At 66.2% G+C, this 25,855-nt stretch carries 20 protein-coding genes and 1 pseudogene; 10 read left to right on the top strand and 11 right to left on the bottom strand.

What is annotated here, in order from left to right; genetic code table 11:
* Positions 1–20: 20 nt before the first annotated feature.
* Entirely contained in the window at positions 21–221 is a 201-nt protein-coding gene (locus A3Q7_RS0102270) for a heavy-metal-associated domain-containing protein (protein WP_018410230.1), read from the bottom strand.
* A gap of 146 nt (positions 222–367) precedes the next feature.
* Between A3Q7_RS0102270 and A3Q7_RS0102275 the strand changes: the two genes are divergently transcribed.
* Together A3Q7_RS0102275 and cueR are read left to right on the top strand one after the other, a co-directional pair.
* On the top strand, positions 368–2,785 hold the full coding sequence (locus A3Q7_RS0102275; protein ID WP_018410231.1) for a heavy metal translocating P-type ATPase: 2,418 nt from the start codon (positions 368–370) through the stop codon (positions 2,783–2,785).
* Complete coding sequence (gene cueR, locus A3Q7_RS0102280; protein WP_018410232.1) at positions 2,782–3,174, top strand: Cu(I)-responsive transcriptional regulator; 393 nt, start codon at positions 2,782–2,784, stop codon at positions 3,172–3,174. The genes A3Q7_RS0102275 and cueR overlap by 4 nt, the downstream gene beginning before the upstream one ends.
* Positions 3,175–3,211: 37 nt before the next feature.
* On the opposite strand, the gene A3Q7_RS21345 is transcribed toward cueR, so the two are convergent.
* Both A3Q7_RS21345 and A3Q7_RS21350 read right to left on the bottom strand, forming a co-directional pair.
* A complete protein-coding gene (locus A3Q7_RS21345; RefSeq protein ID WP_408630405.1) occupies positions 3,212–4,234 on the bottom strand; it encodes a substrate-binding periplasmic protein in 1,023 nt (340 codons plus the stop codon).
* 99 nt (positions 4,235–4,333) lie between these two features.
* Positions 4,334–5,041, bottom strand: a pseudogene (locus A3Q7_RS21350) (methyl-accepting chemotaxis protein); the annotation flags it as partial.
* A gap of 310 nt (positions 5,042–5,351) precedes the next feature.
* On the opposite strand from A3Q7_RS21350, the gene A3Q7_RS19270 reads away from it, so the two are divergent.
* Positions 5,352–6,146 carry a DUF2189 domain-containing protein gene (locus A3Q7_RS19270; protein ID WP_018410234.1) on the top strand — a complete coding sequence of 265 codons (795 nt, stop codon included), beginning with the start codon at positions 5,352–5,354 and terminating at the stop codon, positions 6,144–6,146.
* Positions 6,147–6,223: 77 nt separating this feature from the next.
* On the top strand, positions 6,224–6,433 hold the full coding sequence (locus tag A3Q7_RS0102295) for a DUF2788 domain-containing protein (RefSeq protein ID WP_018410235.1): 210 nt from the start codon (positions 6,224–6,226) through the stop codon (positions 6,431–6,433).
* A gap of 128 nt (positions 6,434–6,561) precedes the next feature.
* Here A3Q7_RS0102295 and A3Q7_RS0102300 read toward each other — a convergent pair whose 3' ends face one another.
* The 4 genes from A3Q7_RS0102300 to A3Q7_RS0102315 all read right to left on the bottom strand — a co-directional run bounded on the left by A3Q7_RS0102300 (position 6,562) and on the right by A3Q7_RS0102315 (position 10,758).
* Entirely contained in the window at positions 6,562–7,191 is a 630-nt protein-coding gene (locus tag A3Q7_RS0102300) for a PEP-CTERM sorting domain-containing protein (protein WP_026224393.1), read from the bottom strand.
* A gap of 69 nt (positions 7,192–7,260) precedes the next feature.
* Positions 7,261–9,303 carry a PhoX family protein gene (locus A3Q7_RS0102305; protein WP_018410237.1) on the bottom strand — a complete coding sequence of 681 codons (2,043 nt, stop codon included), beginning with the start codon at positions 9,301–9,303 and terminating at the stop codon, positions 7,261–7,263.
* Between the two features lie 212 nt (positions 9,304–9,515).
* The gene (gene can / locus A3Q7_RS0102310) at positions 9,516–10,175 is read right to left on the bottom strand and encodes a carbonate dehydratase (protein ID WP_018410238.1); all 660 of its coding nucleotides are present in this window, start codon (positions 10,173–10,175) and stop codon (positions 9,516–9,518) included.
* A 55-nt stretch (positions 10,176–10,230) separates the two neighbouring features.
* Positions 10,231–10,758 (bottom strand): BON domain-containing protein, encoded by a 528-nt coding sequence (locus tag A3Q7_RS0102315; protein ID WP_018410239.1) that lies wholly within the window; start codon positions 10,756–10,758, stop codon positions 10,231–10,233.
* A gap of 200 nt (positions 10,759–10,958) precedes the next feature.
* On the opposite strand from A3Q7_RS0102315, the gene A3Q7_RS0102320 reads away from it, so the two are divergent.
* Complete coding sequence (locus A3Q7_RS0102320; RefSeq protein WP_018410240.1) at positions 10,959–12,734, top strand: M61 family metallopeptidase; 1,776 nt, start codon at positions 10,959–10,961, stop codon at positions 12,732–12,734.
* A gap of 102 nt (positions 12,735–12,836) precedes the next feature.
* On the opposite strand, the gene A3Q7_RS0102325 is transcribed toward A3Q7_RS0102320, so the two are convergent.
* Positions 12,837–13,415 (bottom strand): hypothetical protein, encoded by a 579-nt coding sequence (locus A3Q7_RS0102325; RefSeq protein WP_018410241.1) that lies wholly within the window; start codon positions 13,413–13,415, stop codon positions 12,837–12,839.
* Between the two features lie 161 nt (positions 13,416–13,576).
* Here A3Q7_RS0102325 and A3Q7_RS0102330 point away from each other — a divergent pair, with 161 nt between their 5' ends.
* Positions 13,577–15,253, top strand: coding sequence for an alkaline phosphatase D family protein (locus A3Q7_RS0102330; protein ID WP_018410242.1), 1,677 nt, complete (start codon positions 13,577–13,579; stop codon positions 15,251–15,253).
* A gap of 63 nt (positions 15,254–15,316) precedes the next feature.
* Here A3Q7_RS0102330 and A3Q7_RS0102335 read toward each other — a convergent pair whose 3' ends face one another.
* Together A3Q7_RS0102335 and mutS are read right to left on the bottom strand one after the other, a co-directional pair.
* Entirely contained in the window at positions 15,317–15,706 is a 390-nt protein-coding gene (locus A3Q7_RS0102335) for a hypothetical protein (protein ID WP_018410243.1), read from the bottom strand.
* 52 nt (positions 15,707–15,758) lie between these two features.
* Positions 15,759–18,308 carry a DNA mismatch repair protein MutS gene (mutS, locus tag A3Q7_RS0102340; RefSeq protein WP_018410244.1) on the bottom strand — a complete coding sequence of 850 codons (2,550 nt, stop codon included), beginning with the start codon at positions 18,306–18,308 and terminating at the stop codon, positions 15,759–15,761.
* Between the two features lie 198 nt (positions 18,309–18,506).
* On the opposite strand from mutS, the gene A3Q7_RS0102345 reads away from it, so the two are divergent.
* From A3Q7_RS0102345 to A3Q7_RS19275, 3 genes are all read left to right on the top strand, one after another.
* Complete coding sequence (locus A3Q7_RS0102345; protein ID WP_232417781.1) at positions 18,507–20,111, top strand: methyl-accepting chemotaxis protein; 1,605 nt, start codon at positions 18,507–18,509, stop codon at positions 20,109–20,111.
* 409 nt (positions 20,112–20,520) lie between these two features.
* Positions 20,521–21,729, top strand: a complete 1,209-nt coding sequence (locus A3Q7_RS0102350; RefSeq protein WP_018410246.1) for an FIST signal transduction protein — start codon at positions 20,521–20,523, stop codon at positions 21,727–21,729.
* 3 nt (positions 21,730–21,732) lie between these two features.
* Positions 21,733–24,039 (top strand): putative bifunctional diguanylate cyclase/phosphodiesterase, encoded by a 2,307-nt coding sequence (locus tag A3Q7_RS19275; RefSeq protein WP_018410247.1) that lies wholly within the window; start codon positions 21,733–21,735, stop codon positions 24,037–24,039.
* 3 nt (positions 24,040–24,042) lie between these two features.
* Here A3Q7_RS19275 and A3Q7_RS0102360 read toward each other — a convergent pair whose 3' ends face one another.
* A complete protein-coding gene (locus A3Q7_RS0102360) occupies positions 24,043–24,852 on the bottom strand; it encodes an inositol monophosphatase family protein (protein ID WP_018410248.1) in 810 nt (269 codons plus the stop codon).
* A 185-nt stretch (positions 24,853–25,037) separates the two neighbouring features.
* On the opposite strand from A3Q7_RS0102360, the gene A3Q7_RS0102365 reads away from it, so the two are divergent.
* On the top strand, positions 25,038–25,796 hold the full coding sequence (locus A3Q7_RS0102365) for an RNA methyltransferase (protein WP_018410249.1): 759 nt from the start codon (positions 25,038–25,040) through the stop codon (positions 25,794–25,796).
* The last annotated feature ends 59 nt before the right edge of the window (positions 25,797–25,855 follow it).

Consider the following 25,855-nt stretch of genomic DNA (forward strand, 5'->3'; position numbering starts at 1 on the left):
TCCGCTGACCGGGGGCGGCGTCAGGCGGGCGGGTAATCGGCCTCGATCAGCGCGGCACGAAACACTTCGGCATCGGTGTCGGACTCGATGCGCACGCGATGGCCGGGCAGATCGATGTCTACACGCGCCTTTGCGTCCAGGCCGGCGACCAGCGCCTCGATGCGGCCGGCGCAGTGGCCGCAGGTCATGTCGGGTACGGTGAATTCCACTGTCTGGCTCATGATGCTGGGTCCTTGATGAGTGATCGGAATGGCGCAGCCTGGACCTTGTCACCGTGACAAGGTCAAGTGTCGCTCGCACTCGGCATGCTTGACCTTACCATGATGGAAAGGTCGACACTCTGTCCGATCCCGTCACGGACATCGCCATGAACAGTGAATCCATTGCCGCCGCGGCCGCGCCGCGCTGGTCCTTCGGCGTCGAGGGCATGACCTGCGCGTCCTGCGTCTCGCGCGTGGAAAAGGCGCTCGCGCGTACGCCCGGCGTCGCATCCGCCAGCGTCAATCTGGCAACCGGAAACGCCACCGTCGACGCCGAGGCCGGCGCGGACGCCGGTGCACTTACGCCGGCACTGGTCGCCGCGATCACGCGCGCCGGCTACACGGTGAAGCCGCAGGTGATCGGCCTGGACATCGATGGCATGAGCTGCGCATCCTGCGTCGCACGTGTCGAGAAAGCACTGTCGAAGGTGCCGGGCGTGCAGTCAGCGTCGGTCAATCTGGCCAGCGAAAGCGCGCAGGTCGCGTATCTGGGCGATGAGCCGGCGGCCCTTCTGGCAGCGGTCGCACGCGCCGGTTACACCGCCACTCCGCGCAGCGAGGCCGCGGTTGCGGTGCCGGCGTCGGCGTGGCCGCAGTGGTGGCCGGTCGCGTTCGCGGTCGCGCTGTCCTTGCCGCTCGCGCTGCCCATGCTGGGCATGCTGTGGGGCGTGCACTGGATGCCGCCCGCCTGGCTGCAGTGGCTGCTCGCGACGCCGGTGCAGTTCTGGCTCGGCGCGCGCTTCTACCGTGCCGGCTGGAAGGCCCTGCGCGCCGGCAGCGGCAATATGGACCTGCTGGTCGCGCTCGGCACCTCGGCCGCCTATGGTCTGAGTCTGTGGCTCTGGCTGGGCGCACCCGACGGCATGCGGCCGCATCTCTATTTCGAAGCTTCGGCAGTAGTCATCACCCTGGTGCTGCTGGGCAAGTGGCTGGAGACACGGGCCAGGCGACAGACCACGGACGCATTGCGCGAACTGAGTGCGCTGCGGCCGGAAGTCGCCCGGGTGCGGCGCGACGGCAAGGACATGGACGTTCCGCTGGCGCGCGTCGGGGTAGGTGACCTGGTCGTGATCCGGCCCGGCGAGCGCGTGCCGGTCGATGGCGAGGTCATCGAAGGCGTGAGCCAGATCGACGAGTCGCTGATCAGCGGCGAAAGCCTGCCGGTGGCGAAGGAGGCGGGGGACCGCGTGACCGGCGGTTCGGTCAATGGTGAAGGTCTGCTGGTGGTGCGCACGCGCGCCGTTGGCACCGAGACCGTACTGGCCCGCATCGTGCGGCTGGTGGAAGGCGCGCAGGCCGGCAAGGCGCCGGTCCAGCGCCTGGTCGACCGCGTGAGCGCTGTCTTCGTGCCGGTGGTGCTGCTGCTCGCCGTACTCACCTTCGTCGGCTGGACGATGAGCGGCGCCGGCGTGGAAGTGGCGTTGCTGAATGCGGTCGCCGTGCTGGTGATCGCCTGCCCGTGCGCGCTCGGTCTGGCCACCCCGACCGCCATCATGGTGGGCACCGGCGTTGCGGCGCGCCACGGCATGCTGATCAAGGATGCCGAAGCGCTGGAAGTCGCGCATCGCGTTTCCGTTGTGGCATTCGACAAGACAGGCACGCTGACCGAAGGACGCCCGGAACTGGTGGCGGTCGAGCCGCAGTCCGGTCCGCGCGGTGAACTGCTGGCGCGGGCCGCCGCATTGCAGGCCGGGAGCGAACACCCGCTGGCGCGTGCGGTGACGGCTGCCGCCTTGCGCGAAGGGCTCACGGTACCGTCGGCGGACGCGCTGACGGCCGTCGCGGGCCGCGGCATCGCGGCGACCGTGGAGGGCCGCGAGCTCAAGCTCGGAAGTTCGCGCTTCATGGAAGAGCTGGGCGTCGACCTGTCGCCGCTGGCGGCCCGCGCGGCACAGTTGCAGGCAGTCGGGCGTACCGTATCCTGGCTGGCGGATCTGAGTGGTGCGCCGCGCCTGCTCGGTCTGCTCGCGTTCGGTGACTCGATCAAACCGTCGGCCGCGCAAGCGGTGCAGCGACTGCAGGCGGCAGGTGTGCGCACGATACTGGTCAGCGGCGACAACCGCGGCGCCGCGGAGGCCGTGGCTGCGCAACTCGGGATGGCCGATGTGCGCGCCGAGGTGCTGCCGGAGCACAAGGCTGACGTGGTGGCCGGGCTGAAGCAGGGCGGCGCGGTGGTGGCCATGGTGGGGGATGGCATCAACGACGCGCCCGCGCTGGCGGCGGCCGATGTGGGCATTGCCATGTCGACCGGCACCGATGTGGCCATGCATGCGGCTGGCATCACCCTGATGGGTGGCGATCCTGCGCGCGTGGCCGACGCGATCGACCTGTCGCGCCGCACCTGGAACAAGATCAGGCAGAACCTGTTCTGGGCCTTCGCCTATAACGTGGTCGGCATTCCGCTGGCCGCGGCGGGCATGCTGGACCCGGTCATCGCGGGTGGGGCGATGGCGTTCTCCAGTTTCAGCGTGGTGAGCAATGCCTTGCTGCTGCGGCGCTGGCGGGCGGGAGGCGGCAAAAGATGAATATCGGCGAGGCGGCGGCACGCTCGGGCGTGTCGGCGCGCATGGTGAGACATTACGAAGCGCTGGGGCTGCTGCCCGAAGTGGCGCGCAGTGAAGCGGGCTATCGCCGTTACGGCGAACGCGAAGTGCATACCCTGCGCTTCATCCGCCGCGCGCGCGATCTTGGCTTTTCGATGGAAGAGATCGCCGGCCTGCTGGCGCTGTGGCAGAAGCCGGACCGCGCCAGCGCGGACGTGAAGCGCATCGCTCAGGCACACATTGTCGATCTGGACCGTCGCATCGCCGAAATGACCGCCATGCGACGTACGCTGGAAAGCCTCGTGAGCTGCTGTCAGGGCGATGGCCGGCCCGACTGCCCGATACTGGACAGTCTGTCCGGCGACATCTGAGCGGGCATGGACCTCTCGCCGCAGCGGATGGCGGGCGTCAGCGCCCCGCCGCGCCCTCGGCCATTGCCCGCAGTTCGTCCTCGCCCATCAGTCGTCCGGGTTCGTCGCGATGGGTGTGCCGGCCCTCGATCGGAGTACCCTGCCAGCGCCGTTCTATCGCCAGTCGTTCCGGACTGCCGCGGAAGCCGCGGATGAAGGCATTCACCTCTGTCAGCAGACGTGCCGCCTGCGCTTCGCCGATCACCGCCATGGTGTAGTAATAGGGGCGGGCGGCCAGGTTGCCGGGGACGATTTCGATGCGCCCGCGCCAGGGACTGGCAGCGTCGGTGCACGCCCAGTGGTAGATCGGCAGATCGACCGCGAATGCATCGACCACGCCGTTGGCCAGGCAGTCGTGTATGCGGCCCTGGTCGGAATAGGCGATCAGATTGGCCAGCCTGATACGGCAACCTTCGTCCTGGCCCACACCCAGGCTCTGCAGCACCGCGAAGGCCCCCGGATCGTTGATGATGCCCAGCACCTTGCCTTCCAGGTCCTCGATGCGGCGGATGCGAGCGTCGCCCGCGCGCCGTGCGAGCACCCAGTGCAGATAGGTATAGGGCTCGGAGTAGGCGATCGCTCCGTAATCCGCGCTCGGTGGCAGTGCACTGATCACGATGTCGGCCGGCGGCTGGCCGGGTTTTTCGCCGCTGAACAGTCGCTCGGTGCAGATGTCCCAGGGCGTTTCCATCAGTTCGCAGCGCACGCCCAGATGACGGGCCAGCGCGTGCGCGTAATCGACATCCAGACCCTGTAGCGCTTCGCCCGCCTTGCGGCGGAACGACAGTCCGACGAATGCCGGCTCGACGGCCACGCGCAGCGCGCCCCGGCTGCGGATGCGGTCGAGCAGGTCGCCGTTGCAGAGGTCCAGGCCGCGCAGCGACGGTGGCGTCCAGTTGGCCGTCTCGCGCGCCAGATGCTGCAGGCCGTTCGCGATGTCCTTGTTCAGTGCGCGCAGCCACACTTCCTTGGCGTTCACGCGGCTGACTGCGAGATCGAGCATGTCCATGCTTTCGAACATGACCTGGGTGTTGTCCTGCACGGCCACGATTTCGCCGTTCAGCGCGTCGAACAGTCCGGACAGGCGCTGGTTGGATTCCTGCACCGTGACGGTGGCCTCGTTCAGGCGGGCCTCGTTGGTGGTGCGCAGCGCGTGCAGTTCCGCTTCGACATCGCTGAAATCGAGTTCGCGACCGGCGCGACCGATGTGTTCCATGGTGACCGTCGCGAGCTTGCGCACCTCGTCGGCGACGACCGCGAAGCCTCGCCCGTGCTCGCCTGCACGCGCCGCCTCGATGGCTGCATTCAGCGCGAGCAGATTGATCTGCTCGCCGATGCGGCGCACGTCCTCGAGCACGCTCTGAGCCCCTTGCGCCTTGCGTGCCAGTTGTTGCATCGCCGCTTCCAGCGCACTGACCAGCGAGGCGTGGGCCGCCTTCATCGCGCCACCGATGTCCGCCTGCAGGCTGGCGGCGGTGTCGCGCGAATGGCTTACGTGCTCGACCGCCGCGCTCAGTTCGTCGGCCAGCCGGTGCGAGCGCAGCGATACCTGCTGAATGGTGTTGCGCTGTGCAGCACTGTTGCGCGCCAGATGGCCGACCAGCGCGCCGGCCCGGCTGCTGAGCAGTCCGAGCTGGTGCGGCAGCTCGCCACGCTGCGGCGCCGCATCCGCCTGTACGATGCGATCGGCAAGTGCCCGCAGGCGCTGTGTCAGCTCCGCATCGTCCGGCCAGTGCGCCGGTATTTCGCCTGTCATCATTGCATCCAGTGCCCGCAGGCACTGTTCGCGCGTCTGCCGCGCCTTCCGTCCGAACCCGCGTGAAAACATCGACTCGTCCCTCGTATTGATCGGAGTGCTGGTGGCGTCGGATGCGCGCCACTTTGCGCGGTCATCGGCGGAAGGAAGGGGCTCTTGAGAGTTTTCGTGCGATGCACAAACGCCGGGCAGGGCATGCGCGCGGCTGGTGCAGTTCCGCGTTTATTTCGTGACGGCACGACCTGCTTTGCCCGATACTTGTGCATGCGATTGCGCCAATGCGGGAAGCTGCGCATCCGGCGCCGGCCGTTGCCCGACTTGCCGACACGTGTCGCGGGTGCCCGTACAGGCCCTGGCGACAGCGAAGACACCTGGAGACGCCATGAACGACAGCCAAGCCCTGATCGAGTCCCGTGTGTTCACTACCAGGACGGTGCCGCTGGGCCGACCGCTCACCTGGCTCGTGGCGGGCTGCCGAGACTTCCTGGCCTGTCCATGGCCCGGCCTGTCCCATGGTCTGGCTGTCGCGCTGTTCGGCTATCTGCTGTGCTGGTTCATCCCCGACCAGTTCTGGCTGCTCGCTGGCGCGTTTTCCGGATTCATGCTGGTGGCGCCGGTGGTGGCCACCGGACTGTATGCCACCAGCCGCGCGCTGGAAGGCGGCGCCAGGGTGAGCGCGGCGACGGTGCTGCGCGCCTGGTTGCCGCACGAGAAACATCTGGTGGTCTTCGGCCTGCTGCTTGCGCTGGCAGGCAGCGGATGGGTGGTAACCTCGGCCTCGCTGATCAAGGTGTTTGCCGCCGCGCCGGTCACCACGCCCGAGGATTTCCTGCGCGTTGTCGTGCTGGCGGAAGAGGGCTGGCTGTTCGAGGGCTGGATGGCGCTGGGGGGGCTGCTTGCTGCACCGGTGTTCGCGTCCAGCGTGGTGGCCATACCCATGCTCATGGAACATGACATCAGCGTGATGGGCGCGGTGCTCACGAGCTGGCGCACGGTGCTGGACAATCCGGCACCGCTGGCCCTGTGGGCCACCGCGATTGCCGGTTTCACTCTTTTCGGCATGGCGACCGCGCTGGTCGGCATGCTGGTGGTGGTGCCGCTGCTCGGACACGCGAGCTGGCACGCCTACCGCGATCTCGTGCCGCGCAACCCGCAGTCCGCCGATGCGCGGAACTGAGCGGATGGCGCAGCGCGGGCACCGAGGGTCGCGATGGACAGGATTCGTATCAATGCAATCTGGAGTTCTTCTTTTTCATGGGCGGCATCACCGAAGAGCAGTTTGCCGAGTTCGGACTTACGTTCGGCGTCGCGGCATTCATGCTCTATATGTTCTTCATACTGTTCCAGCTCGCGCGTGAATCCAAGGCGGGCCGCTTCGGAACCTTCGTCATCATGATAGGGCTGGGCCTGGGCATGATGGGCTATGTGGCAAAAGGCGTGATCAAGATGATTCTCGAAAACTGAGGCGCATCCCCGGCAGGAGCCCGCCTGCGCGCGCGGCGGTACCTCGTCCGTCGCGGAACGCCGGACGAAAAAAAGCCCGGCCGGATGGCCGGGCCGAATATCGGACCCTCGTGACAGGTGTTGCGCGATCAGCGCATGCGGCGACGCGCGGTCAGGCCGATCAGGCCCAGGCCGGCGAGCAGCATGGCGTAGGTTTCCGGCTCCGGTACCGGGCCGGCGACCGCGAGGTTGTCCAGCACCACGTTCGTGCCCTTGAACGAGATCGAACGGATGTCCGCCGCGTCGCGCGTGATGCCGACGAACAGGCCTTCGTTGTAGCTGAATTCGTCGGTGGTGATCGACAGCGTGTAGGTTTCGATGATCTGGTTGTTGTCGCCATAGGCCGACACCACCAGGCCGAACGGGAAGAACGAACCGAGCTCGGCGTAGTGATTCACGAAGGCACCGGCGGCCGAGGTCAGTTCGGCGAAGGTGAAGCGCAGTTCACCGACCGCGCCACCGGCGACGAAGGGCGATTCCGCACCCCACACGCCATTGCTTTCCAGCGAACGGATGAAGGCGCCCAGTTCGGAGCCTTCGTCGCCGGTGAATACGACGCCCGGCGCCACGGTTTCCGGACCGCTGGTCAGGTAGCCGTCATAGTCATTGAAATCGACCACCGTCGCATTCGTGATGTCGGCGGCGTTGCTGGTGAGGGCGGCCTGTGCCGGCAGAGCGGCGGACAGCGCGAGCGCCAGTGCGGCGAATTTGAAGTTCATGTTCATTCCTTTCCGAAAGAGGCCGGGCGACGAAAGGTCGCGCCCGGCAGGTCATGCAGGGACTGTCGATCAGGTACCGACCACGCCGCCGTCATCCTTGGTGATGACCACGCATGCCGAACGCGGCTTGGCCACCGGCTTGCCGGCCTGGGTGGTCGGGCCGTTGAACTGGCTGTCCGGCCAGGTGCTGCGGGCGGTGAAGCTGCCCGACCAGTCCTCGCCCGGATGCTGGATGTTGATGAACAGCGCCTTGCCATCCGGTGTCGAGGCGATGCCGGTGACCTCGCAGTTCTTCGGGCTGGTCAGGAAGCGGGTGATCTTGCGGGTCGCCGGATCGGCGCAGAACATGGCGTTGCCGCCGATGTTTGCCCAGTCGCCGGTGGCGTCGCCGGCCTGGTCGGTCTGTATCCACAGGCGGCCGTCCTTGTCGAACCACAGGCCGTCCGGTGCGCCCAGGTCGTCACCGAAAATATTGCCCTGCAGATTCGGCGCGCTGGCCAGCTTGTCGCCGCATTCGACGAAGATGTCCCATTCGAAACCGGTGGCCTTCACGTCACCGCCGTTCTCGTTCCAGCGGATGATGTGACCGTAGCGGTTGTCGGGGCGCGGGTTGGCCGCGTCGACCGGCGGGCGGGCGCTACCAGCGGTCGTCGTGCCATTGACCGAATTCGAGGTCGTGCCGCCGCGGCGGTTGTTGTTGGTCAGCGTCATGTAGATTTCGCGCGTCACCGGGTGATGCGTGATCCACTCCGGGCGGTCCATCATGGTGGCACCCAGACGGTCGGCCGCCTGGCGCGCCTTGATCAGCACCTCGCCCTGGTCGGCGAAACCGTTCTCCGGCGTGAGGCCGTTCTGGCCCCATACCAGCGGCAGCCAGACACCCGTGCCGTCGGCATTGAACCTGGCGACATACAGCGTGCCGCTGTCCAGCAGGTCGCGGTTGTTCGCGCGGTTCTTCGTGTCCAGTTTCTTCGCGCAGACAAACTTGTAGACATAGTCGTTGCGCTCGTCGTCACCCATGTAGACCGCGACCGAATTGTCGGCACCGACCACGGTTTCCGCGCTCTCGTGCTTGAAGCGTCCGAGCGCGGTGCGCTTGACCGGCATGGCGTTCGGGTTCCACGGATCGATCTCCACCACCCAGCCGAAGCGGTTCGGCTCGTTCGGGTTGTCGCGAAAATCGAAGCGCGGATCGGCTTCGTGCCAGCGATAGCCGAAGCCGCCGGCCGCCAGGCCATAGCGGGCTTCCAGCGCGGACAGGGGCTGTGCAGCCAGCTTGGCGGCCGTGGTGCCGAAATAGCCGTTGAAGTTTTCTTCGCAGGTGAGGTAGGTGCCCCAGGGCGTGTAGCCATTGGCGCAGTTGTTCAGCGTACCCAGCACCACGGTGCCCGAAGGATCGGCGGCCGTCTTCATCAGCGCGTGACCGGCCGCAGGGCCGGTCACCTTACAGGGCGTGGCGCCGGTGATGCGGCGGGCGAAGGCGGACGGGCGCTGCACCTTGTACTCGCCATTCAGCTTGCGCACTTCCACCACGCTCACGCCATGGCCGGCGATCTGGGCGTCCACCTTTTCCTTGGTCATGGTGATGCTGGCATAGCTCAGCGTATTGGCGACCAGACCCGGATCGACGTACTCATGGTTCGACACCAGCAGGCCGCGGTCATTGCTCACGCCATTGCCGACCGGGAAGGGGAACAGGTGCATGCCGTCATTGTGCGCACCCCAGGTGGTGAGCTGACGCGCTTCGGTCATTTCGGTCGCCGGATCCCAATGCACATTGGCCTGGGCACCGGCCTTGCCGATGGCATCGCCCCATGCGATCAGCACGCGAGCCGTGTAGCCGGGCGGCACGGTGATGCCATCGGTCATCGGCACCACATTGGCGGGAACGCCGGTGAAGCCGATGCCACCTGCCGGCGACGGGCTGGATGCGTAGCCGCTGTCCGCGCTCGATTCGACGCTGAAGCCGCCGATCGAAACCACGGTGGCAGTGGCCAGTGTGCCCTTCATGAAATTGCGACGACCCTGGAAACGGGCCATCACGTCGCGTATGGATTCGTTGCCCGACGGGTTGATCGTCAGGTCATTGTCAGGATGCTGTATCGAAGACATGTCTGCTCCTATTGCGGGATATAGGCAGGGATAGGCGGCGAATGATTACCGCGCTAAGCAAACAGTCTGCGAGGGATTTCTGACAGGGAAGAGAAATGCAACAGGGTGCCGGATAGTCCGAACGGACTATCCGGCAGGCGGGCGCCACCGGGGAGGTGGTCAGGATGGAGCAGGAAAAGTCGGCGCGCGAGGGGTGTGCGCTTCAGGGAGGGTCAGCTCGCCCGGGCAAGAGTGTTCAACGCGGCGTCGTAGGCATCCTGCAATTCCGATTCGCTGCCCGCTTCCATCTGCAGATTGCGCACCAGGCCGTCCTTGAGGCCATAGATCCAGCCGTGTACCCGGACCTCCTGGCCGCGCGCCCAGGCATCGCGGATCACCGTGGTTTCACAGACATTCATTGCCTGTTCGATCACATTCAGTTCGCACAGCCGGTCTTCGCGCAGTTCATCCGCCACGACCGCATCCAGCAGTGCGCGGTGCTTGTTCCGCACGTCCTGGACGTTGCGCAGCCAGTTGTCGATCAGGCCGAAACGCATGTCGTGCAGGGCCGCCCGTACGCCGCCGCAGCCGTAATGACCGACGATGAGGATGTGTTTCACCTTCAGCACGTCGACCGCGTACTGCATGACCGACAGGCAATTCAGGTCGGTCTGAACGACTACATTGGCCACGTTGCGATGGACGAACACCTCGCCCGGAATCAGGCCGACGATCTGGTTGGCCGGTACCCGGCTGTCGGAACAGCCTATCCAGAGGTATTCAGGGGACTGCAGCGTCGCGAGACGCTCGAAGAACAGCGGGTCGTCAGCCCGCATGCGTTCCGCCCAGCGACGATTGGCTTCGAAAAGATGATCAGTACTTTTATTGGTCATGGCACCCTCGTATCAGCCGCGATTATATAGGTCGCGGCTGATACGGGAGGACGCCTCAGCTTTGTGCAACGACGATCTGATTGTCGATGCCGACCACGCCCTTGATCGAGGCAGCGAGTTCGGCGGCGCGTGCGCGCGCGGCTTCGCTCGGCGCCGGTCCGGACAGCTTCACCTTGCCGTCCTGCGTATCGACGTCGATCTTCAGCGCACTCAGTTCCGGATCGCCCGCGAGACGGGCTTTCACATTGGCCGTGATGGCGGCGTCGTCGACCTGCTCGGCAAGCTTGTCGGCGGCCTGTTCGACCGAGCTGCGCGCATCGGCCGCCGCCTCCGACGCTCTCGCCTGCGCGCTGTCGAGCGCGGATTCCGCGCGCGTCTGTGCATGGTCAAGCGTGTTTTCGGCGCGCTGGCCCAGTTCGTCCGCCTTTTTCTCGGTCTGGGCGATGGCCGAATCCAGCTTCTGGCCCAGCGTCGCGTTGTCACTGGATTCGCCGCACGCGGACAGTGCAAGTGCGAGAGCCGTAACGCCGGCGATGCGCAACGCGGGCTGGATGAAGCGGCTGGTGAGGGGCGATGTGTGCATGGCAATCCTCCTGTCGTCAGGGTTCGAGTATGGCGATCAGCCATGACAGGACTGTAAAGAGCGGACCCGGCATGCACTGTCGGCAGTGCGGCCGCCGCCTGTAGGACTATGCGGACCTGACGGGCGTCGTGCCGCGTTCGATGACGCGGCGGGCGACGCTGTGTTCAAATCGGATCGTTACCGAACCAGAAAACTCAGTCATGAGCGCCGTCCGCTACCGCATCACCCCGATTCATCCGGAGGCCCATCTGTTCGAGGTCGAACTGGACATTGCACAGCCCGCTCACGAAGGGCAGAAACTGTCATTGCCGGCATGGATTCCCGGCAGCTACATGATCCGGGAGTTCGCGCGTCACATCGTGCGCATCGAGGCCCGCGCGGGCATCAAGGCGGTGCCGCTGGCCAAGCTGGACAAGCACACCTGGCAGGCCGAGCCGTGTGAAGGGCCGCTGCGCGTGCGCTACGAGGTCTACGCCTGGGATCTTTCGGTACGCGCCGCGCACCTTGATAACACGCACGGCTTCTTCAATGGCTCAAGCGTTTTCCTGAAGGTGCACGGCTTCGAGGATGAAAGCTGTGACATCGACATCCGGCCGCCATCGGGGCGTGCATACAAGGACTGGCGTGTGGCCACCACGCTGCCCGAGGCGCCGGGGCGCCAGGGCGCCAGGCGCTATGGCTTCGGGCTGTATCGCGCCGCCAGTTACGACGAACTGATCGATCATCCGGTCGAGATGGGCGAATTTGCCCTGCATGTCTTCAAGGCCTGCGGGGTGCCGCACGAAATCGCCATCACCGGTCGCCATGACGTGGACGCCGCGCGACTGTGCGAGGACCTCAAGCATGTGTGCGAATGGCAGATCCGCCTGTTCGGAGAGCCCGCTCCATTCGAGCGCTATCTGTTCCTCGTCATGGCGGTAGGCGACGGTTATGGCGGCCTGGAACATCGTTCGAGCACCGTGCTGCTGTGTTCGCGCAACGATCTGCCGGCACCCGGGGCGACGCAGATGAGCGATGCCTACCGGGGCTTCCTGGGTCTGTGCAGCCACGAGTACTTCCACTCATGGAATGTGAAGCGCATCAAGCCGGCCGCCTTCGTGCCGTACGACCTGACGACAGAAAACTACACGCGATTGCTGTGGGCCTTCGAGGGCTTCACGTCGTATTACGACGACCTCGCGCTGGTGCGCTCGGGCGTGATCGCGCAGGACGATTACCTGAAGCTGCTCGGCAAGACCGTGACTCAGGTGATGCGCGGCAGCGGCCGGCTCAAGCAGAGCGTCGCCGAGTCCTCGTTCGACGCCTGGATCAAGTACTACCGGCAGGACGAGAACGCACCGAACGCGGTGGTGAGCTATTACACCAAGGGCGCCCTGGTGGCACTCGCGCTCGATCTCACATTGCGCGGCAAGAGTCGCGGCGCGGTATCGCTGGATGACGTGATGCGCCGGCTATGGACCGAGTTCGGTCTGACCGGAGCAGGTGTGCCGGAGGATGGCATACGCCGCACGGCAGAGGCCGTCAGCGGCTTCAAGCTGAAGCGCTTCTTCGAGCAGGCGACCGAAGGAACCGAGGATCTGCCGCTCGAGGAGTTGCTCAAATCCGTCGGTCTGGAACTGTCGTTCGAAGCCGCCGCACCGACACCTGTGCTGGGTGCCAGGACGGCGAACGATGGCGATGCAGTCCGCCTGACCCAGGTTCTGGATCACGGCCCGGCGCAACGCGCCGGGCTTTCCGCCGGCGACGTGCTGGTGGCGATGGACGGTCTGCGCGTCACCCATGCTTCGCTCGACGCGCTGCTCAGGCGGCATCAGCCGGGCGACGAACTCAAGGTGCACGCCTTCCGCCGTGACGAGCTGATGAAGTTCCGCGTGAAGCTCGATGCGGCTCCGCTCGATCAGGCGCATATCGCGCCCGCCGCCCGTGCCAGCCGCGCCGCGAAGGATCTGCTCAGACAGTGGCTGGGCCGTGGCTAGGCGCTGCCCCGCTCGGCCTTGCGGCCGGCGGTTGCAGCGTGCGATCGGCGACGGACGAAGTCCGCGCGCGGCGACGAGGCCGCGGCAGAAACGACGGCAGCTTCAGCGCCAGATGCGACGGGCGGCGCTGACACCGATCATGCCCAGTCCGGCGAGCATCATCATCCATTCGCGCGGTTCGGGCACTGCGGGCGTGATGGCCAGATTCAGGCTGAAGCGGTCGCCGGCACTCGCATTGGCGAACACCAGCGTCCAGTCGGTCAGGCCGTCCTCGACGAAGGGATTGCCGATGTACAGCTCGGTCACCCTGCCCTGGCCGAACAGGTTTCCGGTCAGCAGATCGCCATCGGCCGTGGCGGCGCGCAGCGAACCGGGGATCAGCTCGAAGGCGGCGCCACTGAAGGAGTAGCTCACGCCGGCAATGCCCAGGCCGGCAACTTCGCGGATCACGCCATTCACATCGACGCTGCCGCGCGCGATATCTTCCGCTTCGATCACGAAATCGAAGCTCACCGGCAGGCTGTTCTGCAGGGTGAGGTCGAGCGCGAACAGCGTGTCCGTGCTCAGCGAGGTGTCGATCAGATTGCCGTTGAGCACGCTGCTGTCCAGACGCAGTGCGTGCGCCGGTGCGGCGAACGCCGCAGCCGCCAGCGCGGCGAGCAGCATCTTCTTCATCTTCATGGTGCGGACTCCTGAAAGGCATGTTGCATTGCCGCGGACGATAGGCCGCCCGTGTGACATGCACGTGTCACCTCTTCGCATATCCATTCAAGATTCCGTCATCGGACTGTCACCGGCACTGCCCACACTGCGCGCCAGCCCCCTCAAGCCGGAGAGTTCCGATGTCCCGCAATGTGTTTTCCCGTCGCGATTTCATGCGTACGGTCGGCGCAGGCGCGCTGGCCGGTTCCGCCGTCGTCCGCTCGGCCAGTGCGCTGGCCGCGAGCGACAGCCTGTTCCAGCACGGTGTGGCCAGCGGCGATCCGCTGTCCGATCGCGTCATCATCTGGACCCGTGTGTCGCCGAGCCGGGCCGGCATGATGGCGGTCATGTGGGAAGTGGCGCTGGACGAGCGCTTCAGCCGCATCATCCGGCGCGGACGCGTGCTCACCGGCGAGGACATCGACTACACGGTGAAGGCCGATGTGCTGGGTCTGCCGGCAGCGGCCCGCCTGTTCTACCGCTTCCGCGCCGACAACCAGCTCTCGCCGGTCGGACGCACGCGCACGCTGCCCGCCGGTGCGATCGATCAGGTCCGCCTCGCGGTGTTCTCCTGTTCCAACTATCCGGCCGGTTACTTCAATGTGTATGCCGAGGCGGCCAAGCTCGATGTGCACGCCGCCATCCACCTGGGCGACTACATCTACGAATATCCGCGCGGCGGTTACGCCTCGGGCGACGCGGCGGCCATGGGCCGGCTGTCGCAGCCGGAAGGCGAAATCCTGACGCTGGAAGACTATCGCACCCGTCACGCCCAGTACCGCACCGACCCCGACCTGCAGGCGCTGCATGCGGCGATGCCGGTGATCGCGGTATGGGACGATCACGAGGTGGCGAACGATGCCTGGCGCGAGGGTGCCGAGAACCACAGCGAAGGCGTGGAAGGCGCTTTCGCGGACCGTCGCGCCGCCGCCATCCGTGCCTATCACGAGTGGATGCCGACCCGCGTGTCCGACCCGTCGCGTCCGGACCGCATCTACCGCAGCTTCCGCTTCGGCAACCTGCTGTCGCTGCACATGCTCGACACGCGAATCATCGGTCGCGATCAGCAGATGGATTACGCGAACTACTTCGGTGCGAGCGGTTTCGACACGGCGCGCTTTGCAGGGGATCTGGCCGACCCCAACCGCAGCCTGCTCGGCGCGGAACAGCAGGACTGGCTCGGCGTGCAACTGGCGAAGTCCGACACCTTGTGGGATGTGCTGGGACAGCAGGTGCTGATGGGCCGCATGAACATTCCGGCGCCGCTGGTGCTCGGCCAGATCGGCTTCAGCGCCTACAGCGCGCTGGTGGTGAAGGCGCAGACCGCGCCTGCCACGCTGACCGCACAGGAACAGGCCATCCTCGCGCAGCCGGCCATCCCGTACAACCTGGATGCCTGGGACGGCTATGCCGTGGCGCGCGAACAGGTGCTGGGTGCCGCGCGCGCGCTCGACAAGAACCTGGTCGTGCTGGCAGGCGATACGCACAACGCGTGGGCCAGCGATCTGGCCGATTTCGCCGGTCGCGCGGTCGGCGTGGAATTCGCGACGCCGGCGGTCAGTTCGCCGGGTCTGGAAGAGTATTTCCCGAGCGAAAGCCCGGCCGCGGTGGCCGCCGGCCTGACCCAGATCATCGGCCCGCTGCAGTACGCCGATACCGCCCGTCGCGGCTTCATGCTGGTGACGGCGACGCCGGATGCCTGCCGCGCGGAATGGCGCTATGTGAGCACGGTGAAGAGCCGCAGCTATGTACTGCAGCAGGGCCCGGCGCTCAAGGTGCTGCCGGGCGCGGGCAACCGCAAGCTGCTGCCGGCCTGAGTGTGCAGGTCGAGCGGCCGTGCCGCTCGACCATAACGGCGGCTTGTGGGGTGCGCAGGTCGGTCACCGGCGCGCGGCGGCGGACTTGCGGCCGAACATTTTCACCAGCGCGCTGCCGGCGATGCCCATCAGCAACAGCATGCCGGCGCCTATCGTCCATGCCGTCCAGACGATGACACCGAACAGGCCGCGCAGGTCAGGCAGCGATTTCAGCGCGGCTTCGATCTCCGGGCTGGCATCGAGCAGCCAGGCGCGCGTTTCGTCCAGCCACATCTGGGGTATCCATGGCGCAAGCCATGTCGGCGCTTGCAGGCTGTCCAGCCACAGTGGCCACTCCGCCAGCGATTGCGTGCTCCAGCCCGGCCACGTCAGTACGGCATCGGCAGTCCATGCGAGCAAGGTCCAGATGCCGAGTATGAGGGCGACGATGATCCAGATGATGGCGTGTGCCATGACAGTTTCCTTCCGGTGAAACGGTTTTCGCGTCGCCATCCGGCGCGCACGCTCACGACTGCACCAGCTTCTTCAGCGCATACAGCGCTTCCAGCGCTTCGCGCGGACTCATGCCGTCCGGATCGAGCGCCGTGAGTGCATCGACCGCCGCATGCGACGGCGGTTCGGGTGGCGGTGGCGGTGGCGCGAACAGATCGGCCTGCGGCCCGGCATTCACGCGGCTCGCTTCGAGCTGCTGCAGGGCGCGCCGGGCGTCGCGGATGACGCTGCCCGGCACGCCGGCCAGCGCGGCCACCTCGATGCCGTAGGACTGCGACGCCGGTCCTTCTTCTATCGCATGCAGGAACACGATGCGGTTGCCGTGCTCGACCGCGTCCAGATGCATGTTGGCGCAGGTCGGATGGCTTGCGCCGAGCTGGGTCAGTTCGAAATAGTGGGTGGCGAACAGTGTCCAGCTCCGGTTGCGCACGAGCAGGTGACGCGCGATGGACTGCGCCAGCGCGACGCCATCGAAGGTGGAGGTGCCGCGTCCGATCTCGTCCATCAGCACCAGGCTGCGTTCGGTCGCGCCATGCAGGATGCTGGCGGCCTCGGTCATTTCGACCATGAAGGTCGAGCGTCCGGACGCCAGGTCGTCGGACGCACCGATGCGGGTGTGGATGGCATCCAGCGGCCCCAGCCGCACCGCCCGCGCCGGTACCGGGCAGCCGCAGTGCGCCATCAGTGCGATCAGGGCGACCTGTCGCATATAGGTCGACTTGCCGCCCATGTTGGGGCCGGTGATGAGCAGCATGCGGCGCGCATCGTGCATCACCGTGTCATTGGCGATGAAGTTGTCGACCTGCTGTTCGACCACCGGATGGCGGCCGCGCTCTATCGTGATTTCCGGCTCGTCCACGAACTGCGGCCGGCAGTAGTCGTGGCGCTGGGCGGCGCGCGCAAACGCGATCAGGCCATCCAGTCCGGACAGCGCGCGTGCGATGTCGCCCAGTTGCGGCAGTTCCGGCGCCAGTGCGTCGAGCACCTGTTCGTACAGCATCCTTTCGCGCGATGTTGCGCGATCGGCCGCCGACAGCGCGCGATCCTCGAAGGCCTTCAGCTCCGGCGTGATGTAGCGCTCGGCATTCTTCAGCGTCTGCCGCCGGCGATAATCGTCCGGCACCCGGTCCGCATTGGCATGGGTGACTTCGATGTAGAAGCCATGCACCCGGTTGTATTCGACCTTCAGGTTGGCGATGCCGGTGCGCTCGCGTTCGCGCGCTTCCAGCGCCAGCAGGAATTCGCCGCAGTTGTCCTGCAGGCCGCGCAGTTCGTCCAGTTCGGCATCGAAACCGGCACGGATGACGCGACCGTCGCGCAACTGCGCGGCCGGTTCGTCCATGATGGCGCGGTCGAGCAGGTCGCTGGCCGCCAGCGGCTGCGCCAGCGTCGCGCGCGCCTGGTCGAGCAGGTCCCGGTCCTGCGGAATCGCCTCGGCGATGGCCGGCAGCTTCGCCAGTGAATCGCGCAGGCTGGACAGGTCACGCGGCCGTGCGGTGCGCAGCGCGATGCGGGCGGCGATGCGCTCGATGTCGGCGATGCCGCGCAGCGCGTCGTGTACAAGGTCGGCGCGGTCGGTGTCGCGCAGCGCGGCCACAGCTTGCTGACGCGCGTCGGCCCGCGCGCGCTCGCGCAGCGGGTGGTGCAGCGCGCGGCGCAGCCAGCGCGAGCCCATCGAGGTGGCGCAGGTGTCGAGCAGCGACAGCAGCGTGGGCGCCGCTTCGCCGCGCAGGGTTTCGGTCAGCTCGAGATTGCGCCGGGTGGCCGCGTCCATGCGCAGCCAGTTCGCGTCGTGCTCGACCGCCAGCGTGGTGACGTGAGCCAGCGCGCGTTGCTGCGTCGCCTGTGCATAGCTGAACAGCGCGCCGCAGGCGGCGAGTGCGATCGGAACGTCGGCGACGTCGAATGCCGACAGGTCGCGGCTGCCGAAATGCGTGGTCAGCAGTCGTGTGGCTTCGGCGGCATCGAACTGCCAGGCGCTGCGTGGCGTGATCGCCCACGGGCCGTCCGGCGCGTGGTCGGCATCGGCCACCAGCAGTTCCGCCGGACGCAGCCGGTCGAGCAGCGAGGGCAGTACATTCGTCGCCACCTCGGTCAGTTTCAGTTCGCCGCTGGCCAGATTGAGCCAGGCCACACCGGCGCGGGCGCGCTCGATGTGCAGCGCCATCAGCAGCGAATCCGCGCGCTCGTCGAGCAGGCTGGCGTCGGTCAGCGTGCCGGGCGTGACGATGCGCGACACCGCGCGCTCGACCGGACCCTTCGAGGTGGCCGGATCGCCGATCTGTTCGACGATCACGACCGATTCGCCCATCTTCACCAGCCGGGCGAGATATTGCTCCACCGCGTGGAAGGGCACGCCGGCCATCGGTATCGGCTGGCCGGCCGACTGGCCGCGATGGGTCTGCGTGATGTCGAGCAGCCGCGCGACGCGTATCGCGTCGTCGAAGAACAGTTCGTAGAAGTCGCCCATCCGGTAGAACAGCAGCAGCTCGGGGTACTGTCTTTTGAAGCCGAGATACTGCTGCATCATCGGCGTGTGGCCGGAAAGGTCTTTGTTTTCCATGGATTGCGTAGATGCGGGCGGAGTCCGGCCGAGCTTCCGGTTCGCGGACTGGGGCCGCAATTGTATCCAGCCCGCTCTGCAGACGGGGTAAGGGGGGCGCGCGCACGCCCTCGTCATTCAAGTCGGGAGTATTTCCTGACGATATACATGGTTGATTCCAAAAAACTAAATGGTGCCACCATGTTCGGAACCTGGACCTTGAAAAACAAGATGCTGGCGGTTGCACTGACTGCGCTTGCCGGCATGCTCATGATCGGAATCTGGGGTGCACTGGAAATGCGCAGCGCCGCCCACGACCAGCGCATGCAGTTGCTGCAGGCCCTGGTCGAGTCTGTGCGCACCCAGATCGGCCATTACGAAAAGCTGGAGAAGGACGGCGTGCTCAGCCGCGAGCAGGCGCAGGTCCAGGCGCGCGAGGCATTGCGCGACGTGCGCTTCCAGCAGCGCGAATACTTTTTCATCTACCGCAACGACGGTGTGAGCGTGCTCCACCCGCCCAAGCCGGAACGCGAGGGCAAGTCCTTCATCGACGAAAAGGACAAGCTCGGCAAGCCGCTCATCGCCGCGATCGTGAAGACCGGCATGGCCGGAGGCGGCTTCGTCGACTATCACTTTCCGCGCCCCGGCGAGACCGAAGCGGTCCGCAAGCTTGCGTTCGTTGCGCCGGTGCCTGCCTGGAACTGGGTCGTCGGTACCGGGCTTTATGTAGACGATGTCGAGGCGGCCTTCCGCAAGGATCTGGCGCTCAGCCTGTCCGTCGTCGCCCTGCTGGCGGGCCTTGTGCTTGCGCTGGTACTTGCCATCGGGCGATCGGTCATGCGGCAGGTCGGGGGCGAACCGGCCGCCGCGGTCAAGGCGATGAAGAAGGTGGCCGAAGGCGATCTGCGCACCGAGGTGGGCAATGCGCCGGCAGGGAGCATGATGGCCGAGCTGGGTGAGCTGATCGTGCGTCTTCGCTCGGCCGTGGCGGAGATCAGCGAAGGCGCGCGCAAGGTCGGCAGCGCTTCGGCGGACATCAGCGCGACGTCGCGCAGGGTGGCCGGGTCGGCACAGCAGCAGACCGATTCGACGCAGTCCATGGCTGCCGCGATGGAGGAGCTGACGGTCAGCATCACCCATATTTCCGACAATGCCGGCGAAACCGAGAACCGGTCTGTTGCGTCATCGGAGCTGGCCGTGGAAGGTCAGCGTCAGGTGCATCAGGCGGCGACCGAAATGCGCGGGCTTGCCGATGCGGTGGTGCAGGCGGGCGAGCGCATCTCCACCCTGAGCGCCCGGGCCAACGAGGTGGGCGGCATCGCCACCGCCATCAACGACATCGCCGCACAGACCAATCTGCTGGCACTCAATGCCGCGATCGAGGCGGCGCGCGCCGGCGAGCAGGGTCGCGGCTTCGCGGTGGTGGCGGACGAGGTGCGCAAGCTGGCCGAACGCACCGCGCAGGCTACGCTGCAGATCGGCCAGACGGTCACCGCCATCCGTGCCGAAACCGAGGCCGCTGCCGGCGCCATGAATGCTGCGTCCGAACGGGCGCGCCTCAGTGTGGATGCTGCGGAACAGTCGGCTGGAATGCTGCAACGCATTGCCGAAACGGCGAGTCAGGCGCGTGCCCTGGTTGCCGAAGTGGCCAATTCAACGCGCGAGCAGGGAATCGCAAGTACCAATCTGGCCGGCCAGATCGAACAGGTGGCCCAGATGGTGGAAGCGACCAGCGAAGGCATGCAGGCGACCGCCACCGCCACCGGCGAGCTGACTCTGGTCGCCGGGGACCTCAATCGCGTGGTGTCCCGCTTCAGTCACTGACGCGGAAAATCGGGTCGATCGGCGGTTGCGGATGGGACAGGCGGTATTGCGGCACGGCGCGGGGCGAGCCGCCGGAAACGGTGTTCCGCGCACATCGCCGCCGCCCGGTGTCGTGCCGGGGCATTCAAGCATCCGCCTCGATCTGACGATACCTCTTCCCGGAGCGTCTTCACGATCGACAAGCCTTTGCGCACCCGGCGCGGACAGTGGTCCGTATGGCATCGCGCCGCCTTGCCCGCCGCTCTTTCCGGGCTGATACAAGGCCAACACCGGTTGTGATACGCCCCGGAAGGGCGCGCCGCTGCGCACCGCGGACAGCGCGACCTTGTGACGGAAATCCGGCCTTGCCGGGCATTTCCACTGGATGGTGCGCGCTTCGCGATGCGCAGACGGGACGACGATGACAACCATGCAGACTGCTGCGGCTTCCGACACGGATACCGCTCGAGCGCTTGCAGCGATCGAAACACAGATCGCCGGTGCGCGCGCGTCATGCGTCTTCGTGTTCTACGGACAGAGACACGACGATGCGCACATCCATCGCTGGCTGAGCGCCCGCTTTCCGGGCGTTGCCATCATCGGCGGGACCTCCTGCGGCGGTTTCATGACCGATTCGGGTGTCTGGGACAGCAATTCCATCGGGCTGCTGCTCGTGGACGATGAGTCGGGGGAGTACGGTGCCGCGTCCGGCCCACTCGGCGAGGATGCTGCCGCCACAGCCGAAGCACTGCTCGGCCAGGCGCTTGCAAGCTGCGGCTGCGCCGGGCAACTGCCGGAGGTGATCTGGATCTACCAGCAGCCCGGTCGGGAGGAGCAGACCATGATGGGGCTGCGCCGCGTGGTGGGCGATCGTTGCGCCATCGTGGGCGGATCGTCCGCCGACGACGATGTGAGCGGGCAGTGGCGTCAGCTCGGCCCGGAAGGGGTCTGGCGCGACGGCATGGTGGTCTGTGTCCTGTTTCCGTCTGCCGGCGCAGGATGCGCCTTCCAGGGAGGCTACGAGCCTGCCGGACCGAATGGCGTCGTCACCCGTGTTGCGTATCACCCTTCCGGCGAAAGCGGGACGGTCACCGCCACCACGGGGCGAGAATTGCTCGCCATCGATGACAGGCCGGCGGCAGAGGTGTATCGCGAATGGACCGGCGAGGTGATCCCGCCGCACATCATGCGCGATGGCGGAACGATACTGGCGGCCACCACCATGTGCCCGATCGCGGTCGATGCCGGACGCGTGGAGGGCGTCACCCACTACCTTCTGGTTCACCCGGAATCGGTCTCCGCGTCGGGCTCGCTCACCACCTTCTGCGAAGTGAGCGTCGGCAGCCGCGTGTTCGCGATGAAGGGCGAGCGCCGGCGACTGGTCGAGCGCGCGGGCAGGGCGGCCGACCTCGCGCATCGCGCGCTTGACGGCGGCACGCTGGCCGGCTGCGTCATGGTGTACTGCGCCGGCTGCAAGCTGGCCGTCGGCGAGTCACTCGACGAGGTTGCCGCAACGGTCGCGGCCCGGATGCAGAATCGTCCCTTCATCGGCTGCTTCACCTTCGGCGAACAGGGGCAACTGAGCCAGTGCAACGTACATGGCAATCTGATGATTTCCGCGGTCGCGTTTGCGCACTGAATCATGGTCGAACCCGTGTGTCCGCCCGATCCGGGCTCGATAGAAAGCGCGGAAGTGCTGCGCGAGGCGCTTCACTCGCTGCAGCGGCAGCACGAAGCTCTGCGCGTCGCGCATGACCATGTCAATCAGCTTCTGCAGGCGCTCGATACCCTGCTTGGCGACGGGGCGGCGGATGATGCCTTCGCCTGTGTGTTCAATGCGCTGCACAAGACCTTCGTGTTCTCGCAGGCGCTCGCTCTGGCGGAAGGGTCGGACGGCCTTCTCGAAGCCGTCGTGGCCGAACCTGTACGACTCGTCGGTTCGCGCTGGCCGGTCGGCGATTTTTTCCGCAAGGTGATGGATGGCAAGGTGATCGCCACCTTCGCCAACGACGCGCTGCCGGAGTGGCGGGGTGCCGGTCGACTCGGCCTTTGCGCCGCGCAGTCGGCGCTGTATGTGCCGCTGCGGATGCGTCGGCGACGCGGCATTCTGGTGTTGCTGCGCGCACCTGGCGATGCCGGCTTCGACCGCACGCACGTGGCCCTTGCGCGCAAGTTCTCGCTGCTCGCCTCGCATGCCATGGCGGCGCGCGAGGCCTCGCAGGGCGAGACCGAAAGAAACCGCCTGCAGGCGCTGACCGAGCGACTCCGGCTGAGCGAACTCAGCGCCAAGCGCAATGCCGATCTGCTGAACGAGATCGTCAATCTGCTGCCGGTGGGCGTCACGGTCCAGGACGAGAACGGACGTTTCGTGCTGGTGAATGATGCCGCTGCCGCGCCGTGGTCGCTGCCCGCCTCGGCGCTGCGCGGTCGGCAGCCCTATGCCTTGCTGGCGCGCGAAGAGGCGGAGACGATGCGCGTGGCCGATCAGGTGCGCCTGCATTCCGACCGGCCGGGCAGCGAGGAACGCACGGTGCTGGTGGGCAGCGACGAAGTGACTTTGCTGTCTTCCTACAAGCCGGTGCGCATCTTCGACGAAAGACTGTTGCTCACGACGTCGCTGGACATCACGGAACGCAAGCGTTTCGAGGATGAACTGTCGCATCTCGCCTTCCACGACCCGATGACAGGATTGCCCAATCGCGCCCTGATGCAGGAAATGGTCGACGCCGCGCTGCGTTCCCACGAGCGCGGCGGCATGTTCGCGCTGGCCTTCATCGATCTGGACAATTTCAAGCAGGTCAACGACTACTACAGTCATGCCATCGGCGATGCGCTGCTGATGGAAGTGGCGCGTCGCGTATCGAACAGCATGCGCTCGTCGGACACCCTTGCCCGCATCAGCGGCGACGAATTCCTGCTGCTCATCAATCCGCTGGAACGGCAGGAGGATCTGCCGCCGGTGATAGACCGCGTGGTCGCGGCCATCAAGCAGCCGTTCACGATCGAAGGTTATGAAGTGCTGACCTCGGCGTCGGTCGGCGCCAGCATCTTTCCTCTGCACGGTACCCACTACGAGGCGCTGCGTCGCTGCGCGGACAGCGCCATGTACCGCGCAAAGAGCGAGCGCAAGGGCAGCGCGGCCTATTTCGACGCGTCCATGGGAGCAGCGCTCACCGCGCGCATGGAACTGGAACAGAGACTGCGCAATGCCATCCGCGATCACGCTTTCCGTTGCGCCTATCAGCCCAAGGTGGACATGAGGTCTGGCCGGATAGTGGGGTTCGAGGCATTGATACGCTGGATAGAAGCCGATGGCTCGGTCCGCATGCCGGGCAGCTTCATCGAACTGGCCACCGAACTGGGCCTGCTCGACGACATCACGCGTTTCGCGCTCGCCGATGCCTGCCGTGACATCCGGCGTCTGCAGGCACGCCACGGCCGTGACGTCACGGTCAGCGTAAACATCGGCGCGCGTCAGGCCGGCGACACAGCGTTCATGGAAATGCTCATCGCGGCAATTGCCGACAGCGGTGTGGCCCCCAGCCTGATACTCGAACTGACCGAGGATGCCCTGGTCGCTACCCAGCGCTTCCAGCGCCAGGTGCTGCCCGCCTTGAGGGAACTGGGTGTAAGGGTGTCGATAGACGACTTCGGATCCGGCTATTCATCGCTGTCCACGCTGGCCGACATCACCGCGGACGAAGTGAAGGTGGACCGGGCTTTCGTACATGCGATACACGAGCGCCCGCGCAGTCAGGGCATCCTGCGCGCCATAGAGTCGCTCTGCTCGGCGCTCGGCGTGGTCATGGTGGCCGAAGGCGTGGAGACGATAGAGGAACTCGACTACCTCAGGACCCATACCCAGATCGGGGTCGCACAAGGCTATTACTTCTCGCGGCCGGAATTCATCGACACTCTTTGCCGGGGCCGCGAGCATGCCGGCCCCTGAACATCAGCCAGCCACGCCCCGCAGCGCATCGGTAAGATGGGGCTCGATCGCGGCCAGCATGGCCGGAAAGAGGCGCGGCGTGGCCGCCACCAGATTGCCGCTTTCCAGATAGCCGGTTTCCCCGATCAGGTTGCCGACCAGACCGCCGGCTTCGGTCACCAGCAGGCCGCCGGCGGCGATGTCCCAAGGGGACAGCCCGATCTCGAAGAAGCCGTCGAAGCGGCCGCTCGCGACATAGGCGAGGTCAAGCGCGGCCGCGCCCGGGCGGCGCAGGCCCGAGGTCTTCTGCATCAGGTCCTTGAACATGCCGAGATAGGCATCGACATGGTCCCACACGCGGTAGGGAAAGCCGGTGCCGATCAGCGCGTCGGCCAGTTTGGCCCGGCGCGATACGCGGATGCGGCGGTCGTTCAGGAAGGCGCCGCGGCCGCGGCTGGCGGTAAACATTTCATTGCGCAGCGGATCGAATACCACGGCGGATTGCATCTGGCCGCGATGTTCCAGCGCGATCGACACGGCGAATTGCGGCATGCCATGGATGAAATTCGTTGTGCCATCGAGCGGATCGATGATCCAGCGGTAATCGGATTGAGCGCCGGATTCACCGCTTTCCTCGGCTAGAATCGAGTGGTCCGGATAGGCTTCGCGCAGGATGCCGATAATGGCATCCTCTGCCGCGCGGTCCACCTCGGTCACGAAATCGTTCTGGCGCTTGCTGCTGACCTTCAGCAGGTCCACGTCCTCACTGGCGCGGGTAATGATCTGGCCCGCGCGGCGGGCAGCCTTGACGGCGGTGGTAAGCGTCGGATGCATGTGTCTGTGAGCGGTGCGTGATGCCCGCGTCCCGGCAGGAAAACCCTGCATTCTAATATGAACCCGAACACCTCAGTTGATGGCCCGGCTTTCCGGGAAAAGTCGCCGGCTGCGCCTGCCGGCCGTATGCCCTGTCGGATCGCGCGTCCGACCGTGTCATCACCCGCGCCGGACGAGGTAAGCCGATGAATACCTTCGCTTCGCTGGACCGCGTGCGCGTGGTCATGTCCCACACCACGCACCCCGGGAATATCGGGGCCTGTGCCCGCGCGATGAAGGTGATGGGCCTGTCGCGGCTCTACCTGGTCAATCCCAAGGTGTTTCCGCATGAGGATGCGGTCGCCATGAGTTCGGGCGCGACCGACGTGCTCGATGGCGCCATCGTGGTGGACAGCCTGCAGGCGGCACTCGCCGGCACCGTGGCACAGGCCGCGCTGACCGCGCGCAGGCGAGAAATGTCGCTGCCGGTGCGCGATGTGCGGGCGGCGGCGGTCGAACTGGCCACCCTGCTGGCAGGCACTGCGGGCGCCGGCAGCGCCGAGGTGGCGCTGGTCTTCGGTACCGAAAGCTCCGGTCTCACCAACGAGGAGGTGGCCATGTGCTCAGTGCCGGTCACCATTTCGACCAGCGACAACTACCGTTCGCTGAATGTCGCCGCGGCCGCGCAGATCATGTGCCACGAATTGCGCATGGCGGTCGCCGGCGCGCTGCCGCCGACCGGCCCGGTGCCCGAACTGGCGCCGCATGAAGGACTGGAAAGCCTGTATCGCTTGTTCGAGGATCTGATGGCGGAATCCGGCTTTCTCGACCGGGTCAATCCGGGACGTGCCATGCCGCGCCTGCGGCGGCTGTTCGGGCGTGCCGGGGTCGAGACCGAGGAACTGCACCTTTTGATGGGGGCGCTGAAGGCCATTGGCGGCCGCAAGCCGCGCGGCGGCGACTGAGCTGCCGGTATCGCCCTTCGCAGGTGCACAAAATCCGACTAAAATTCTCGGGTTTCGAT

The sequence above is a fragment of the Methyloversatilis thermotolerans genome (genome assembly GCF_000372885.1).
GTDB classification, from domain to species: domain Bacteria; phylum Pseudomonadota; class Gammaproteobacteria; order Burkholderiales; family Rhodocyclaceae; genus Methyloversatilis; species Methyloversatilis thermotolerans.